16 protein-coding genes are annotated in these 15,730 nt (G+C 72.0%); 12 read left to right on the forward strand and 4 right to left on the reverse strand.

Annotated features, from left to right (window positions below; all coding sequences use genetic code 11):
- Window positions 1–182: 182 nt before the first annotated feature.
- The 12 genes from QMK30_RS12945 to QMK30_RS13000 all read left to right on the forward strand — a co-directional run bounded on the left by QMK30_RS12945 (window position 183) and on the right by QMK30_RS13000 (window position 11,690).
- Entirely contained in the window at window positions 183–1,082 is a 900-nt protein-coding gene (locus QMK30_RS12945; protein WP_283517793.1) for a glycosyltransferase family 2 protein, read from the forward strand.
- On the forward strand, window positions 1,079–1,951 hold the full coding sequence (locus QMK30_RS12950) for a PIG-L deacetylase family protein (protein ID WP_283517794.1): 873 nt from the start codon (window positions 1,079–1,081) through the stop codon (window positions 1,949–1,951). Before QMK30_RS12945 ends, QMK30_RS12950 begins: the two co-directional genes overlap by 4 nt.
- Window positions 1,952–1,963: 12 nt before the next feature.
- The gene (locus QMK30_RS12955; RefSeq protein WP_283517795.1) at window positions 1,964–3,076 is read left to right on the forward strand and encodes a radical SAM protein; all 1,113 of its coding nucleotides are present in this window, start codon (window positions 1,964–1,966) and stop codon (window positions 3,074–3,076) included.
- Window positions 3,069–5,369, forward strand: coding sequence for a class I adenylate-forming enzyme family protein (locus QMK30_RS12960; RefSeq protein WP_283517796.1), 2,301 nt, complete (start codon window positions 3,069–3,071; stop codon window positions 5,367–5,369). Before QMK30_RS12955 ends, QMK30_RS12960 begins: the two co-directional genes overlap by 8 nt.
- On the forward strand, window positions 5,369–6,142 hold the full coding sequence (locus QMK30_RS12965; protein ID WP_283517797.1) for an SDR family NAD(P)-dependent oxidoreductase: 774 nt from the start codon (window positions 5,369–5,371) through the stop codon (window positions 6,140–6,142). The genes QMK30_RS12960 and QMK30_RS12965 overlap by 1 nt, the downstream gene beginning before the upstream one ends.
- On the forward strand, window positions 6,139–7,302 hold the full coding sequence (locus tag QMK30_RS12970; protein WP_283517798.1) for a Gfo/Idh/MocA family protein: 1,164 nt from the start codon (window positions 6,139–6,141) through the stop codon (window positions 7,300–7,302). Before QMK30_RS12965 ends, QMK30_RS12970 begins: the two co-directional genes overlap by 4 nt.
- Entirely contained in the window at window positions 7,302–8,405 is a 1,104-nt protein-coding gene (locus QMK30_RS12975) for an LLM class flavin-dependent oxidoreductase (RefSeq protein WP_283517799.1), read from the forward strand. The genes QMK30_RS12970 and QMK30_RS12975 overlap by 1 nt, the downstream gene beginning before the upstream one ends.
- A 20-nt stretch (window positions 8,406–8,425) precedes the next feature.
- Window positions 8,426–8,806 (forward strand): hypothetical protein, encoded by a 381-nt coding sequence (locus QMK30_RS12980; protein WP_283517800.1) that lies wholly within the window; start codon window positions 8,426–8,428, stop codon window positions 8,804–8,806.
- A 16-nt stretch (window positions 8,807–8,822) separates the two neighbouring features.
- Complete coding sequence (locus tag QMK30_RS12985; RefSeq protein ID WP_283517801.1) at window positions 8,823–9,752, forward strand: transglutaminase-like domain-containing protein; 930 nt, start codon at window positions 8,823–8,825, stop codon at window positions 9,750–9,752.
- A gap of 108 nt (window positions 9,753–9,860) precedes the next feature.
- On the forward strand, window positions 9,861–10,283 hold the full coding sequence (locus QMK30_RS12990) for an MmcQ/YjbR family DNA-binding protein (RefSeq protein WP_502963130.1): 423 nt from the start codon (window positions 9,861–9,863) through the stop codon (window positions 10,281–10,283).
- A gap of 85 nt (window positions 10,284–10,368) precedes the next feature.
- Window positions 10,369–10,767: a VOC family protein gene (locus QMK30_RS12995; RefSeq protein WP_283517802.1), complete on the forward strand. Its 399-nt coding sequence runs from the start codon at window positions 10,369–10,371 to the stop codon at window positions 10,765–10,767.
- A 29-nt stretch (window positions 10,768–10,796) separates the two neighbouring features.
- Entirely contained in the window at window positions 10,797–11,690 is an 894-nt protein-coding gene (locus tag QMK30_RS13000; RefSeq protein ID WP_283517803.1) for an ROK family protein, read from the forward strand.
- Between the two features lie 82 nt (window positions 11,691–11,772).
- On the opposite strand, the gene QMK30_RS13005 is transcribed toward QMK30_RS13000, so the two are convergent.
- The 4 genes from QMK30_RS13005 to QMK30_RS13020 all read right to left on the reverse strand — a co-directional run bounded on the left by QMK30_RS13005 (window position 11,773) and on the right by QMK30_RS13020 (window position 15,206).
- Window positions 11,773–13,122: an alkaline phosphatase family protein gene (locus tag QMK30_RS13005; protein WP_283517804.1), complete on the reverse strand. Its 1,350-nt coding sequence runs from the start codon at window positions 13,120–13,122 to the stop codon at window positions 11,773–11,775.
- Between the two features lie 69 nt (window positions 13,123–13,191).
- Window positions 13,192–13,629 (reverse strand): type II 3-dehydroquinate dehydratase, encoded by a 438-nt coding sequence (locus tag QMK30_RS13010; RefSeq protein WP_283517805.1) that lies wholly within the window; start codon window positions 13,627–13,629, stop codon window positions 13,192–13,194.
- Window positions 13,626–15,011 (reverse strand): alkaline phosphatase family protein, encoded by a 1,386-nt coding sequence (locus QMK30_RS13015; RefSeq protein WP_283517806.1) that lies wholly within the window; start codon window positions 15,009–15,011, stop codon window positions 13,626–13,628. The genes QMK30_RS13010 and QMK30_RS13015 overlap by 4 nt, the downstream gene beginning before the upstream one ends.
- 60 nt (window positions 15,012–15,071) lie before the next feature.
- On the reverse strand, window positions 15,072–15,206 hold the full coding sequence (locus QMK30_RS13020; protein ID WP_283517807.1) for a phosphopantetheine-binding protein: 135 nt from the start codon (window positions 15,204–15,206) through the stop codon (window positions 15,072–15,074).
- Window positions 15,207–15,730 lie beyond the last annotated feature (524 nt).

Here is a 15,730-nt window from a genome sequence, read left to right on the forward strand (position 1 = left end):
CCCGGCGTCAACCTGTCAATTTCCTCGTTTGGTTCCCTCTCATTTCCGGTAACGCCCCCACGATTCCTCCCTTCGGGAACGGTCGAGGAAATGCGAAGAGCAGCGCTGATTCGCCCTGCTGATGGAAAGGCCGACTCTCGATGTCTCCGCCCGCGCCTTCCGCCCCCTTGACACTGGCCGTAGTGGTCCCTACGCGTGGCGACCACGAGCGGCTGCGCTTCGCTCTCGCCTGCCTCGCCGTCCAGACCGGCGCGCCGCCGCACGAGGTGGTCGTGGTCGATGACAACGACAGCGGCGACGACGCCCGGGCTCTGGCCTCCGTACTGGAGGAGGCACGCCGACTACTGCCGGTGCGCGGTGTGGCCGGGCCCGGACGGGGCCGTGCCGCGGCCCGCAACACCGGTGCGGCGGCGGCCGACGCGCCATGGGTCGTCTTCCTCGACGCCGACGTGGTGGTGGGCCCCGGCTTCCTGCGCGCGTACGCCGACGCCGTGCGGCCCAGCCGCTTCCTCCACGGCAGACTGCGCGAACTCCCCTCCGCGGCACGGCTGCTCGCCCGGCTGCGCGGCGCGCCGCTGTCCGCCGCCCAGGAGGCCGGGGCCGCACTTCACACCGCGCCGGCGGCGGGCGCCGGCCGGGACCCCCTGCGACGCACGATGGCCAACGCGCTGGAGCGTGCCATCGAGTCGATGGCCGCGGGTACGCTGCCGGACGTCGCCCCCTGGCTGGGGCTGGTGGGCGCGAACTCCGCCGTGAGCAAGGACACTTGGCTCCGTACGGGGGGTTTCGACGAGGGCTTCGACCGCGTGTGGGGTTGCGAGGATCTCGAATTCGGGCTCCGGCTGCACGACGCGGGCCTGCGGCGTCATCTCGTGCCGGAGGCCCACGGCATCCACCTCAGCCATGCCCGGCCCGACCGGTGGGAGCAGCACAGCCTGAACATGGACCGCTTCTCGGCTCTGCACCCCCGGGCGTCGGTCCGGGCGCTGGCCGCCCTGCTCGGCCCCAGCGGGACACCCGAGCGCTATGTGGCGGCCGTCGGGGCCGCCGACCCGGTGTCCGGTTCCGCGGGCACACCGTGAACGCGGCGGACGGCTCCGGCACGCACGTCGTGGTCTCCCCGCATCCCGACGACGCGGTCTGGTCCCTCGGGGGCCGGCTGGCCCGCTGGGCCTCGCGGGGCACCCCTGTCACCGTCGTCACCGTCTTCGACGCACCGGCCGCCGCCGGTGCGGAACGCCTTGGGGACGCGGCGGATGCCGGGGATTCCGGCACCGCGGACGGCCTGGACGGCCCGGCCCGCTGGCGCTCGATCGCGGAACCAGCCGTCCGGCGCCGGGAGGACCGGGCCGCGCTCGACGCCCTGGGGGCCGCACACGTCTCACTGGGCTTCACCGACGCCGCCCTGCGCACCTCGGACGGCCGCTACAGATACAGCTCCGCGCCCCGGGTCCGCGGCCACCACCACCCCGACGACGCGGTTCTGTCCGGCGCGATACGCGACGCGCTGCGCCCCTGGTGCCCGCCGGGGGCACGGGTGCACGGACCGCTCGCCGCGGGCCGGCACGTGGACCACGTCCTCGTCAGGGAAGCCGTCGAGCGGCTGGGGCGGCCGGACACGGCCTGGTACGAGGACTTTCCCTACCCCCTGCGCCGCCGCGACCACGACGGCATGACCGCCGACTGCGAGCCGCTCACCGCCGCCGACCTGGACTCCTGGCTGGCCGGTGCCGCGCTGTACGCGAGCCAGGCCCGGGCTCTCTTCGGCGGTACCGACGTACTGCGCGAGACGCTCCTCGCCCGAGTCCGGGCCCACGGCGCCACGGCGGAACTCCCGTACGCCGACCGCTACTGGCTGCGGTCCGCGCGGGTCGCGGCGGACGCCGGCCCAGGAGGACCGCCCCCCCATCGGATGACCGAGACACGTGCGCGCCCCGTCGGACGACCGTGAAAGGAACCCACAGTGCCCCCCTTCACCCCGCTTCCGCTCATCGGCAACGACCTCGTGATCAATGAGGACTCGTGCAACCTGAGTTGCACCTACTGCCTCACGGGACAGAGCAACCTCAAAGAAGGCCACTCGCTACAACTCATCTTCGACCCGCCCAAACGCGACGACTACTCCCCGACGACGGAACTCGGCAAGCGCATCAACACCGTCGCCGACCAGCTCAACGGCCGGTTCAACCTACCGCTGCTCAAGGTGACCGGTGGTGAGATCTTCCTGGTCCGCGGCATCATGGACTTCCTGGAGGAACAGTCCTCGCACTACGAGGTCCTGGTCATACAGACCAACGGCGTACTGGTCACCGAGGAGCATCTGGAAAGGATGCGGTCCTGGGGCAACGTGGTCCTCCAGATCTCGCTGGACAGCCACCTCTACCAGGGCAACAGCTACCGCGTGCAATCGGAGTCTCTGCACACCAAGGTGCTCCGGTCCATCACCCGAGCCCTGGACTCCGGTCTCCCGGTGGAGATCTACGGAGTCCTCAACGACCGCAGCGTGGCCGAACTGTCCGACTTCGCAGGGTGGCTGAACGAGTTCGACCACCCGCCCACGTTCTTTCCGTTCCCGGTGCGCGGCCCGGACTCCGACAACTTCAAGATCCGGCCCGATCAGATCGGCCACATCGAGGAACTGGTCGCGCGGTACGACGAGTTCAGCGGCATCCTGCCGCCGCGGGCCTACTTCGACCGGCTGCTGAGCTTCTACCGAGAGGGCAAGCGGACCTTCCGCTGTCATCTGCCGAGGCTGGTCGTCTCCAGCTTCAGCGACGGCGTCATCACGCCCTGCCCCAACATCTGGTTCTCCGACATGGGCAACATGCTGGGCGACGACGCCGAGAACGTGCTGGACAAGCTCGGAAGCAGTGGGCTCTACCAGGCCCTGCTCGCCCCGAAGCCGCGTCTGAGCGCCTGCCACGGCTGCTTCACACCGTGGGACACGCTGTCGATGTACTTCGAGGACGAGATCACCCTGGACGAACTGTGCGCCGCGCCCACGTACGCCCCGCCGCGCATCCGCGGCATGATCGAGACCGCCAAGGCCGAGTACCTGGCGGGCGCCGATGCCTGAGGCCACCGGGCCCCCCCACACCCTTCTCGGCGCCATCGGCCGGCTCGACCCCGGGCAACTGGTGCTGCCGGGAATGACCCGCAGCGAGCTGATGTCCAGGGCGCACGCCGTCGCCGACGCCGCGAAGGCCCAGGGCGCCGTCGGTGAGGCGGTGGCTCTGCGGATGCCCAACGGACCCGACTGGGTCGTTGCCTTCCTCGGGCTGCTAGAGGCCGGCTCCCTGCCGCTCCCCGTGGCGCCGGATACCCCCGACCCCGAGGTAGGACGGCTGCTGGAACTCGTCGGTGGCGGCCGGATCCTGACGTATCGGCAAGTCTCCGGCGAGGACATCCTGCTCGCCGGGACGCCCGGGCCCCGGCAGGACCTGGAGCCGGGGGTCCTGCTGCCCACCTCCGGCTCGACCGGCGCACCCAGGCTCGTACAGCGCAGCGAGGCGAGCTGGCTGTCCGAGGCCCGCCGCTACCGCGACGGTGTCGGCGTCACCGAGCAGGACATCGTGGTCCTGCCGGTGCCCCTGTCGCACGCGTACGCGCTGGGCTGGCTGTGCGGCGGGCTGCTGGCCGGTGCGGCGCTGCGGCCCGTCCCGCCCACCGCTCTCGGGCAGACCGCGCTGGAGCTGGCGGCCGGCGCCACCGTCATCACCCTGGTGCCCGCCGCGGCCCGGCTGCTGGCCACCCGGCAGAAGCTGCGCGCCCGGCGTGCGGGGCCCGGCGCCCCCGCGCCGGCGCCGGGGCTGCGGATCGCCATGGTCGGGGCGGGCCCTGTCGACGCCTCGCTCGACACGCTGTTCACCGAGGCGTACGGGATCGGCGTCGCCCGCAACTACGGCTCCACCGAGCTGGGCGCGGTCTTCAGCGGCCCGGCCGGGCTGGCCCCGATGTGTGTGGGCGCGCCCCTGCCCGGCGTCGGCCACCGACTGGTGGACCCCACCACACAGGAGCCGACGGCGCAGGGTCCCGGAGCGCTCCAGATCCGTACCGACACGGTGCCCGACTGGCACGACACGGGTGACCTGGCGGTCTCCCACGAGGGGTCGTTGCGCATCCTGGGCCGCGAAGGCACCGCTGTCCGCCGCGGGGGAAGGTGGGTGGCCCCGCTGGAGATCGAGGCGGTGTTCCGTGCCCACAACGCCGTACGGGAGGTGCGGGTTGCCGCCACGCGCCGCGCCCACGAGGGCGAGGACGGAATCGTCGCCGAGGTGGTGGTCGCCACAGGGGGCCCCGACGAGGCGGAGCTGCGCGCCCACGCCGCCCGCCACCTGGCGCCGTACAAGGTCCCCGACATCATCGTGCTGCGTACCGCCCTGCCGAAGACCGCGACCGGGAAGGCGGCCGCGGCGGCCCGTTACCGGCTCACACCCCGCGCGATCGAGGCGACCCGCGCCTACAAGACGTCGGAGCTGCTCTTCGCCCTGCACGACCTCGGCGCGCTCACCGCCCTGGCGGAGGGCACCGCCCTGGCCCCGCTCAGCGCGGACCTCGGCTGCGACCCGCTGGCCCTGGGGATCCTGCTGGACACCGCGGCCTCCCTGGGCCTGCTCTCCACCGCCGCCGAATCCGAACCGGCCGCCCCCCGGGTCCCGTTGGCCGAACTGACCGCCTTCGTACGCCTGGAGGAGCGGTTGTCCCACGATCTGGTGACCCGGCGGGCACTGGCCGCCGTGGCGCGCTCCGGCCTGGCGAACCGGCCGTTCGAGCGCCGTCCCGACGATGCGGGCCACGCGGAGCTGGTCGCGGCGTACCAGGGCGCCATGAGCGGACCCTCGTCCCGGGCCCGCACCGCCCTCGGTCTGCGCCTGCTTCGTCCGCGCCCCGGCGCGCGGCTGGTGGAGGTGACCGCGGGCCCCGGTCGCTACCTGGACCGGCTGCTGGCCGCCGACCCGGCGGCCGGCGGCCACCTGTGGCAGACCGGCCGCCTCAGCGGGCCGGTGGCCGACCGGGTGGACGCCGCCGTCGCCGCGGGCACGGTGACCACGGGGCCCGGTCTGCCGTCCGGGGAGGCCGACCTCTGCGTGGTCGCCAACTCCGTGCACGACGCCTCGTTGGGGGCGCTGCTGTCCGCTCTGCTGGCGACCTTGAGACCGGGTGGCCTGCTGCTGGTGGACGACGTCTTCCTGCCGTCCGGCGGGCCGGGCGCCGAGCTGGCGCTGGACTGGCTCACCCACGGCGGCACCGCGTGGACCACTGTCGAGGCACTCACCGCCGGACTGGCCGAGGCGGGAGCCGACGTCGTCCGCCATCTGCCGTTCGAACCCTCTCCCTGTCATCTCGTCATCGCGAAGGAGGCCGACTGATGGGCGAACTCTCCGCCCGCATCACGGAAAGCATGGGCCAGCGTGGCCGGGTCGTCGTGGTCTCCGGAGCCTCCGGGGACATCGGCAGCGTGTGCGCCCGCCAACTGGCCGAGCTCGGCGCCACGGTTGTGGCGGGCTACCACCAGGGCGAGGAGCGGGTGCACAAGCTCGCCGCCGAGGTCGAGGAGGGTGGCGGCACTCTCGTCCCCGTACGGGCCGACCTGTCGACGCCGGACGGCCCCGGGCTGCTGGCCGGCACCGCCGTCGAGCGGTTCGGCCGCGTCGACGGCCTGGTCGCCGCCGCCGGGTTGCGTACCCGCCGGCTGGCGATGGCCACCGACGCGGCCGCGCTGGACAAGCTCCTCCAGGTGAACATCGCCGGGACCATCAACCTCGCCAAGGCGTGCCTGCGGCCGATGATGCGTGCCAAGTACGGTCGCATCGTGCTCTTCGGCTCCAGGGCGGGCACCAGCGGTCTGCCGGGCCACGCCGCCTACGCGGCCACCAAGGGGGCCCTGCATCCCTGGGCGGCGTCCCTCGCCGGAGAGGTGGGCAAGCACGGCATCACCGTCAACGTCGTGGCACCGGGCGCGATCCGCGCCGAGGTCATGGATTTCTCGCCCGAAGAGCGTGACCTGGTGATGAAGTTCATCGGCGCGGGCCGGCTCGGCGAGCCCGCGGAGGTCGCGTCCGCGGTGTCCTTCCTGCTCTCCCCCGCGGCCTCGTACGTCAGCGGCAACACACTCGTGGTGGACGGCGGTGCGCGCTTTTGAGCCCCGACGCGTCCGGTGCGCCGCCGCTGCGCATCGCGATCCTGGGCGCCGGCTGGGTGTCCCGCACGGTGTGGCGGCCGCTGCTGGACGCGCACCCCGGGTTCGAGGTGGCGGCGGTCGTGGACACCGATCCCGTGGCGGCCCAGAGGATGGCGTCCAACGGCCGGGAGGTCCTCGCCGTGTCCCGGGTGGCCGACCTGGCGGACCTGGAGCTGGACGCCGCGGTGGTGGCGCTGCCCAATCACCTCCATGTGCCCGTCGCCTGCGAGCTGTTGAGCCGAAACGTCCCGGTGTTCATCGAGAAGCCGGTGTGCCGGACGCTCGTTGAGGCACGGACGCTGGCCAGCTCCGCCCTGGACGGTCCGACGGTCCACGCCTGGAGCGCGGCCCGGCACCGGGGTGACGTACGGGCGCTGGCCCGACTGCTGCCCCAGCTCGGCGAGGTGCGTGCGCTCGGCCTGAACTGGACGCGGGCCTCCGGCGTCCCTCAGCGCGACGGCTGGTTCGTCGACCGTGGGCTGGCCGGCGGCGGCTCCCTCCTCGACCTGGGCTGGCACCTGCTGGACGTGGGGCTCGACCTGCTGGGCTGGCCGCACGTGACGCGGGCGCTGGGCAACCTGTCCCTCGACTGGATGGGCCGTGGCGACGCCACCGCCGACTGGAGCGCCCGGGCGTCGGACCACGGCGGCCCTGCCGGTGAGCGGCCCGAACTCGTAGAGGACACCGCGCGGGGGTTCCTGCTCACCGAGACGGGCGTCGCCGTCTCCCTGGAGTCCCGCTGGGCCTCGCACCACGCTCTGGACAGCACCACACTCACCATCGAGGGCACCGAGGGCGTCGCGGTGCTGCGCTGCACCTTCGGTTTCAGCCCGCACCGGGCGGACCGCTCCTCGCTGACCCTGCTGCGCCACGGCGAGGAGACCGCGGTGCCGCTGCCGGAGGAGCCCGTCGGCGTCGAGTACGAACGCCAGGTCGCCGAGCTCGCCCGGCGGCTCGTCCGCGCCCGCGCCACCGGCCCCCGCACCGACGCGGGTTCGCTGGCCGAGATCACCACGCTGGCCTCCTGCGTCGACCGTCTGTACGAGTCGGCCGGGCGGCCCCGCCCTCCCGTTCCCGTCCCCTCCCTGGAAACCGCCCGCCCTCGGCTCCGGAGCCACTAATGGAATTCGCGTACTTCACCCATGTGTGGGGACGGGAGAACATCACCGTCCGCGAGCGCTACGACCAGTTGTGGCAGGAGGTCGAGGCGGCCGACCGGCTGGGCTTCGACTACGCCTTCTCCGTGGAGCACCACTGCACCCCGGAAGAGAGCTGGATGCCGTCACCCGCGGTGTTCTGCACCGGCGCGGCGCTGCGCACCGAGCGCATCCGGGTCGGCCCGATGGGCTGGGTGCCGCCGCTGCGGCACCCGCTGCACGTGGTCGAGGAGGTCGCCACCCTCGACCAACTCCTGGGTGGGCGGCTGGAGGTGGGACTCGCCTCGGGCGTCAGCGACGAGCCGTTCCGTCCCTTCGGTGCGGACTTCGCCAACCGGAAGGTACTGAACCGGGAGTGCGCGGACCTGCTGCGCACCGCCCTGACCGCCGAAGCCCCCTTCGACTTCGACGGTCCTGTCCACCAACTCCGGGACGTATCGCTGTCGTTCAGGGCGGAACAGCGGCCGCATCCGCCGCTGTGGATTCCCACCACGGACCGCTCGACCCTGCGCTACCTCGCACGCACCGGCGGCCACACCTCCTCGACCATGATCGTGCCGCGTGCGGCCATGGGCCTCGTGTACCGCCACTACATCGACTGGTGGCGCCAGGAGGGACAGCGGGGTCTGCCGCGCATCGGGTACTGGAGCCTGGTGCACGTGGCCGCGACGGACGCCGAGGCGGAGGCGCGGGCGGCCCAGCAGGTGACCGACACCTTCGTGCACACCCTGCGCTACGGCTCGGTGCGGAGGTCGGGCACACCAGCGGCCCCCGCGAGCCGGCTGAGCACCCCCGACATCCTGGCCGGCAGCCACGACTTCCGCTTCCTGATGGACCAGAACCTGGTCTTCGTCGGCTCCCCGCGCACCGTCGCCGAACGCATCAAGGAAGCCGCGGCAGAGGGCTGTTTCAACACCCTTCTCGGTGAGTTCAGCTTCGGTGACATCGCGGGCGACGAGGCGATCGGCTCCATGGAGCTGTTCGCCCGCGATGTCGTTCCCCTGCTGGCCGACTTCACCCCGTACCAGCCCGAGCAGACGGACGAACCCCGCGTCGCCGTCTCCTGAACGACAGGAATGCACGTTCCATGACAGCACGAGACAGTGTCCTCATCGGGTTCGCCGACGGCGACGACGCCGACACCCGGACCATCGCCCGACGCCTCACGGACGCCGTGACCGAGCGGGGTGCCCGGGCCGCCGTTCTGAGCGGCGACGCGGTGCCCGACGACGTCCGCGCGGCCGCCCGCCCGCCGGAGGGCCGCCCCGCCCTCGCGGTGGAGGTGACGGGCGGCCCCAGCGCGTACGACCCGCTGGTCGTCGGACCGGCGGAGCCGGACCCGGTGAGCCGGCTGCTGCGGGAGCTGGAGCGGCACGGACTGCCGAACGCCACCCCCACGACGCCCTACAGCGCGGAGGAACATGACGAGGTCGCCCGCCGCCTCGAAGCCCTCGGCTACATCGACTGACGCAAGGGATTCCGCGATGGTGACGCCCGTCGGCAGCGCGACTCGTGACGCGCACGCCCCCGGCCCGGACCAACTCGACGACCTCGTGGGGCAACTGCGCCAGGTGCCGGACCGGCAACGTCGGTTTTCGGTCACCGGGACCGGGGTGCGCCGTCTGTACCGTATTCGCCCCGAGCTGCTCAGCGCCCTGATCACCGCGGGCCTCCCGCACGTCGGCGAGGGGCCCGACCGGCTCTACGACGGGTACGACCTCGGCAACGCGGCCCTGCACCTGGGGCTCGTCTCGGTGCAGAGCCGCTCCATGCGGTCCTGGGCCAGGGCCCTCCAGTCGGCCGGCACACCCGGCCCGCGCCTCCGCGTCGAGATCGTCTCCTCCTGTCCGGTGCCCGGCCATCCGGGGCCGTGCCCGTACGGGGTACTGCTCCGGGACGGCCGGCGGCTCATCCAGGGGCCTGCGGCCGATGCCCACCTGACCGAGCTCGCGGTGTCCCCCGTCGCACAGTGGCCCGCGCTGCCCGACGCGGTGCGCGGACTGCTCCGCGAGGTGGACGGCATCGGGTTCTTCCTGCTTCCCGAAGCGGTGCGCTGGGACGCCGAGTTCATGTGGCGCACGCGCATGGCGGACTGTGGCGGGGCCGCCGCCTGGCTGGTGGCGGAGGGCACGAGGAGAGGCCTGGCTGTCCGGTTCTCCTTCGGACTGCTGGTGGCCAAGCCGTACTCCACCCCGCACTGCTGGGCCGAGTTCCTGGTCGACGGGGTGTGGGTGCCGGTCGATCCGCTGCTGGTGCGGGCGCTGAACCAGTGGGGCGGACTGGACGCACAGGCGTTCCCGCCCGACGGCCGGCCCGGCGCGCTCTTCCACCGGCTGACGGACCGCTTCACCAAGGTCGTCAGTCACGGTGGGATCTGGGCCCAGGTCTCCCTGCCCACCGAGCCGGCCGCCTGACGGACCGTTACCGCCTATTCTCCGGGGGGCCACCGTCCGTTTTCGGACTTCCTGGCAAGGTAGTTGTGCCGCGGCCTTACCCGCCCGGATCACACCCTAGGGTGGTCCGTGCCCCTGGAGCCTCGTGAGCCCCACCGCTCCTTCGACGACGAGAGGATGGGCATGACCCCGCAAGAACTGTGCGACTGCGCGATGGAGTTGCCCGGTGCCCTGGACGACGAAGCCTTCGGACCCGGCGCCACGGTGTTCAAGGTCGAAGGCAAAGTGTTCGCCATCCTCCAAGACGCCACGGACGACCAGTCGGCCCAGGTCACCCTCAAGTGCGACCCGAATCTGGCACTGCACCTGCGGGACCAGTACCCGGCGGTGGGCCCCGGATACCACGTCAACAAGCGTCACTGGAACACGGTCGTCCTCGACTCCACCGTTCCCTCACCGGCCGTGCGGGAGATGGTGGAGCACTCCTGGGACCGTGTGGTCTCGGGAATGACCAAGGCCGACCGCGAGCGGCTGAGACTCCAGCGCGGCTGAGGCACCACGGCCCGTGCCGCCCGGTGTGCGCGCACCCGTACACCCCGCACCCACCAAGCACCCACCAAGAGAGAGAGCACCACTCATGGCAGTTCCCCGGCTGACCCTGTTCGCGATCGTGGCGGAAGACATGAGTAAGTCCCTGGCGTTCTACCGCCGTCTCGGACTCGACATCCCCGCCGACGCCGACTCCGCCCCGCACGTCGAGACGGTGCTGCCCGGCGGCATCAAGCTCGCCTGGGACAGCGTCGAGACCGTCCGCAGCTACGAGCCCGACTGGACTGCCCCGACCGGCAGCCACCGCTTCGCCGTCGCCTTCGAGTACCCCGACCCGCAGGCCGTCGACGCCGCGTACGCAGAGCTGGTGGACGCTGGCTACGTCGGGCACATCAAGCCGTGGGACGCGGTCTGGGGCCAGCGCTACGCGATCGTCCTCGACCCCGACGGCACCGCGGTGGACCTCTACGCCGTGCTTCCCTCCTAGCTAGGGCGACTCGCGGGAGGAGCGGGCCGTTGTCGTACCTCGGGATCGACATAGGCGGGACGAAGACGGCCCTGCTCCTGAAGCGGCCCGGCGCCGCCCGTCCGGCGTACGCCCGGTTCGACTGGCTCCCGGGGGCCGACGTCGGCGCGGACCTGACGGCCCTCGCCGCAGCGGTCTCCCGCATCGTGGAACCTGGCGGCCTCTCCGCCGTACGGGCCGCGGGCGTCGCACTGCCCGCCACCGTCCGGGGCGGACGCGTGGCCGCCTGGCCCTCCCGCCCCTCCTGGACCGGGCTGCGCCTCGACGCCCTCGTGGAGCGGGTCCTCCCGGGTGTCCTGGTCGCCCATGAGGACGACGGCAGTCTCGCCGCCCTCGCCGAGGCCGCCAGGACCGGGGTGAACGACCTCGCGTATCTGGGCCTGGGCATCGGCGGCGGCCTGGTCCTCGGCGGTCGGCTGCACAGCGGACCGCGCGGCGGGGCCGTCGAGATCGGCCACATGGTGGTCGACCCCGGCGGCCCCGTGTGCGTGTGCGGCCGCACCGGCTGCCTCCAGGCAGTCGCGTCGGGAACAGCGACCCTGGCGCGGGCCGCGGCAGCCCTGGGCGGACCGGTCACTCCGGACTCCTTCCGCATCGGCCTGGCGGAGAACCGCGCGTGGGCGAGGGAACCGCTGCGAAGGACCGCCGCGGCACTGTCGGTCGCGGTGATAAACCTGGGCGAGCTGGTGCAGTGCGCCGAGGTCCGGATCGGCGGCGGCTTCGGCCACGGAGTGCCGGGCCTGGTGGCGGCGGTGCGCGAGGGGACCCGTCGGCTGGCCCGGCCGGGCACCACTCCTCCCGCCGTGCGGAGGGCCGCCGTCGGAGCGCGCGCCTCGCTGCACGGCGCGCTCCTGCCGGCGCGCGGAACCGACACCGCGGGCTGACCGGACGCTACGTCCGACCGACGCTCCGCCTGCCCGGGAGGGCGCGGGGCCGCGCGGCCGGCCCCGCGCCCTCCCGGTGTGATCAGTGGGGCAGCCGTCCTCCGCCGGGCAGACCCAGCATTTCGCGCAGCGCGGGAGCGACGTCGTACAGCGAAAGATCGCCGGCGGGACCCGGGGCGAGGCCCGGATGGCTGAGCATGAAGATCCCGGTGTCCGCGTGGTTGGCGTGGTCGGGCCCGGTATCGTTCTCGGTGGTGTAGAGGCCCTGCTCCATGCCGAGGGTGGCCAGCGCGCGCCAGCGCAGGTTGCCGACGTAGACCAGCAGGTCGGGGGCGATCCCGTTGACCTCCGGGTAGAGCTCGTCCGGGCGCAGCGCCCGGGTGCCCATCGGCTGCCCGGTGTCGTCGTCCATCCGCTCCAGGGCCCCGGCGATCCTGTCGAGGGTGCTCTCGTACTCCTTGGCCGGCACGATGCCCTGGGGTTCGCGACCCTCCACGTTGAGGAAGACGCGGCCGTAATAGCCGCCCTCCGCCCAGGCCGTGGTCCGTTTCCAGTCGACCTCGGCCTTGGCCATCGGGGTGGGTCCTGCGGGTTCCTTCGCGAGGACGAGAAGACCCTCCTGGCGCAGCCACTCGTTGATGAACAGCCCGCCGACCATGGGCTGGGCACCGTGGTCGGAGACGACCATGACCGAGGTGTCCTCGGGAAGGCACCCCAGGAACTCCCCGATGTGCCGGTCCAGCGACCGGTAGTAGTCCCGGAAGAGGTTCTCGTACGGGTTGCCGGACTCGTAGCGCGGATGGTCGGGATCGCAGTACTTCCAGAAGCCGTGGTGGAGCCGGTCGGGACCCATGTCGACGAACGAGAAGAAGTCCCAGTCCTGGCTGGTGGCCAGGTGCCGGGCCACCTGGAAACGCTGCTCGCTCATGTCGAAGATCTGCTGGGAGACCCGCTCCAGTTCGGGCGAGCGGAAGTTCTCCACGTCGAGCGTGTACCCCCCGGTCACCTTCTCCAGCTCGTCGCGGAGTCCGGGCGGGGAGGTGTACTGCGCGCGGGTGGACGGGGCCAGGAAGCAGGAGACCATCGCACCGCGGATCGGCGTGGTCGGATAGGTGCCCGGCACGCCGAGCACCACGCTGTCGCGGCCGGCGGCTGACATCTCGTCCCAGATCCGCGGTGCCTTGATGCTGTGCGAGGTGGCGAAGGCCATCGGTCCGTAGTCGTGGGCCGCGCGGTCGCGGAAGCCGTACACCCCCAGTTCGCCCGGGGTACGGCCGGACATCATGCACGACCAGGCGGGCATCGTGATGGGCGGGTCGACGCTGCGCATCGGACCCCACAACGAGCGCTGCCGCAACGCGCTGAGGACGGGCATGTCTGCGGCGAACCGGTCGAAGAGCAGTTGAGGGGTGGCCGAGTCCAGTCCGATCACGGCTACCCTCCCGGGGTGTGGCATCTAGTTCTCCCTCTGTCCGTCGGGCTGTCGTATGGGGCCGGGCGGTCAGGAGGCGGTCACGAGCCGAGTGAGCGCATGGCCGGCCAGCCGGTAGCCGAGTGCGCCCATCCCCATGACCACGCCCGCCGCGAGCGGTGCCGTGACGGACGTATGGCGGAAATCCTCGCGTGCCCAGACATTGGAGAGGTGCACCTCGATCCAGGGCGGGGCGAAGTCGGCCAGCGCATCCCTCAGTCCCCAGCCGGCGATCATCAAGGCACCGGGGTTGACGATCGCGCCCACCGATTCGCTGTGCTCCTGCAGCAACTCGATCAGTTCGCCTTCGCCGTTGCGCTGCTCGGACACCACCTTCCACCCCCGGGCTGCGACCTCCCCGGCCACCATGTCCTCGATCTCGGCCAGGGTGGTGGTGCCGTAGATCTCCGGCTGCCGGGTGCCGAGCGTTCCGAGGTTCGGTCCGTTGAGCAACAGCACATGGCTCATTCCCGCCCCTCCTTCCCCACCCCGAGGACGACCGACCCGTCCAGCCCCAGCGGCCGGACGCCGATCGAGGCCAGCACGGTCGGGGCCACGTCCACCATCTCCATGGGGGTCTGCCGGCCGGCGCCGCCGCAGGAGGGGGGCGCCGGGGCGCCGCGCCGGTAGAAGACGGCGTTGTCGCGGGTGTGGGTGCCGGTCAGCATGTCGTCGGCCCGCACGACCCCGGTGCCGCCCCAGGCGCCGCGCAACTGCACCCCCTCGGCCGGCAGCACCAGCAGATCGGCCGCGTGCTGGAGCAGCGGCCCCTGGTACAGCTCGTCGGCGCGGAGAACCTGCGAGACCAGCAGCGGCCCGTCCACGTCAGTACCTGCCCGGGTCCCGTCGGAGCGCAGCCGCAAAAGTTCGTCGGTGATTTCCCCGGACACGTCCTCCGCCTCGGCGTCGGTGAGCCCCCCGCCGGTGAACCGGCTCTTGCGGTGCAGATAGATGCGGGCGGGATCGAGGGCGAAGGCGGTGCTGCGCGAGTCGAGGCCGGTGAGTTTCTCCGTGGTGTCGAGGCCGGCCAGATGGCCCGCCTGCCGCAGCCAGGCGTTGACATAGAACTGCCGGTCGGCGGGGCCGAACCCGTGGTCGCTGACCATGAACAGTTCGTCGTCCGGGCGGCACAGGGCCACGAGCCTGCCGACACAGTCGTCAACCAGTCGGTAGAAGTCCCGCACGGCCGTGTGCAACGGATCGCCGGGGTCGACCACGGACCGCCACAGGAAGTGGTGCACCCGGTCGGTCTCGGTGAAGACCGCCACGCCCAACTCCCAGGGCTCGTGAATCAGGAGATGTTCCACGGCGTCGGTGCGGGCGCGCAGGGCCCGCACCGCGCGGGCGAGGAAGCCCTGCGGGTCGGCCACCACATCGCCCACCTCGACGTCGAGTTCGTAACCGAAGCGGCGCAGTTGGGGCAGGAGCCGGCCCGGGGTGACCGCGCGCTCGAGGCTGGGGGCCACGAACCCGGAGACCAGGACACTGTCCATGGCGACGGCAGGGTACGTGCCCGGCACGTTGACGCACACCGTCCGCCGGCCCGCGGCCGCGGCCAGCGCCCAGAGAGCGGGCTCGCGCAGGTGCAGCAGGTTGGGGAACTGAACGCGGTAGCCCTCGCCGGGGAGCAGGTCGGTGAAGCCGAAGATCCCGTGGCGTGCCGGATTGGTGCCGGTGAGAAAGGTGGCCCAGGAGGTGGAGCTGATCTCCGGTACGGGAGCCCGCAGTTCTCCGCAGGTGCCCTCGGCCAGCAGGCCGGCGACATGGGGGAGCACCCCCTCAGCGGCGAGTTGGGTGAGCAGCGTGCGGGGCATTCCGTCGAGCCCGATGACCAGGGCGCGCTCTGCCATGTGTGCCGTCTCCTCTCGTCAGGCGATGGGGGTGTCGACAGGGGCGGTGCGCTGGATGACTTAGTCGGCGAGGAGGTCGAGGTCATCGATCAGCTTCATCGACAGGTCCTCGTCGGCGATCTCCACGCCGAACTCGCTCTCCACCCAGATGAGGAACTCGATAGTGTTGATGGATTCCAGCCCCAGCGCCTCCACCAGCCCCCGTCGGGCACCTCGGACGGTGCCACGGACAGCTCGAGGGAGTCCACCAACACCTTGCGCAGCCGAGCCTTGATCCCATCCACGGTGCAACGTCCTTTCACGGGACAGGCGAACCGGAAGGGCGACGGAATGTCTGGGGACGGTGCCGCCCGGGACGGGCCACCGGCCACGGCGGGGACCCCGGACTGTCCGGAAGACCGCCGAGAAGGCGAGGAAAGCCGTTGAGTACTTGACACATGGCAGGAACCGAACATCCTCCTGTCCCCAACGCCACATCACAGTAGGCGATATGAGGCAGCCTCAGGCATACGCTTCTGGCCAATTCCCCGCAGGACGGGCCTAGGGGCGAAGTCGAGTCCACCGGCGTCTCCACCGCTATTTCCAGCACGGTGTCCCACGTCTGGCGGCGGCGGGAATTCGTCGGTACCGTGCGTGCCCTCAGTACGCACTCGGCGGCGCGGTGTTGACGCGCTTCGCGGGAGCTTGCTAAATCTGGACCCCAAACGCGCCGAACGGCA

Source organism: Streptomyces sp. H27-C3, assembly GCF_030063415.1.
Taxonomy (GTDB): domain Bacteria; phylum Actinomycetota; class Actinomycetes; order Streptomycetales; family Streptomycetaceae; genus Streptomyces.

Bases quoted from the DNA above. Each gene is read 5' to 3' on its own strand.
- QMK30_RS12960 (WP_283517796.1), top strand. From the start codon at position 3,069: ATGCCTGAGGCCACCGGGCCCCCCCACACCCTTCTCGGCGCCATCGGC.
- QMK30_RS12965 (WP_283517797.1), top strand. From the start codon at position 5,369: ATGGGCGAACTCTCCGCCCGCATCACGGAAAGCATGGGCCAGCGTGGC.
- QMK30_RS12975 (WP_283517799.1), top strand. From the start codon at position 7,302: ATGGAATTCGCGTACTTCACCCATGTGTGGGGACGGGAGAACATCACC.
- QMK30_RS12980 (WP_283517800.1), top strand. From the start codon at position 8,426: ATGACAGCACGAGACAGTGTCCTCATCGGGTTCGCCGACGGCGACGAC.
- QMK30_RS12985 (WP_283517801.1), top strand. From the start codon at position 8,823: ATGGTGACGCCCGTCGGCAGCGCGACTCGTGACGCGCACGCCCCCGGC.
- QMK30_RS12995 (WP_283517802.1), top strand. From the start codon at position 10,369: ATGGCAGTTCCCCGGCTGACCCTGTTCGCGATCGTGGCGGAAGACATG.
- QMK30_RS13010 (WP_283517805.1), bottom strand. From the start codon at position 13,629: ATGAGCCATGTGCTGTTGCTCAACGGACCGAACCTCGGAACGCTCGGC.
- QMK30_RS13015 (WP_283517806.1), bottom strand. From the start codon at position 15,011: ATGGCAGAGCGCGCCCTGGTCATCGGGCTCGACGGAATGCCCCGCACG.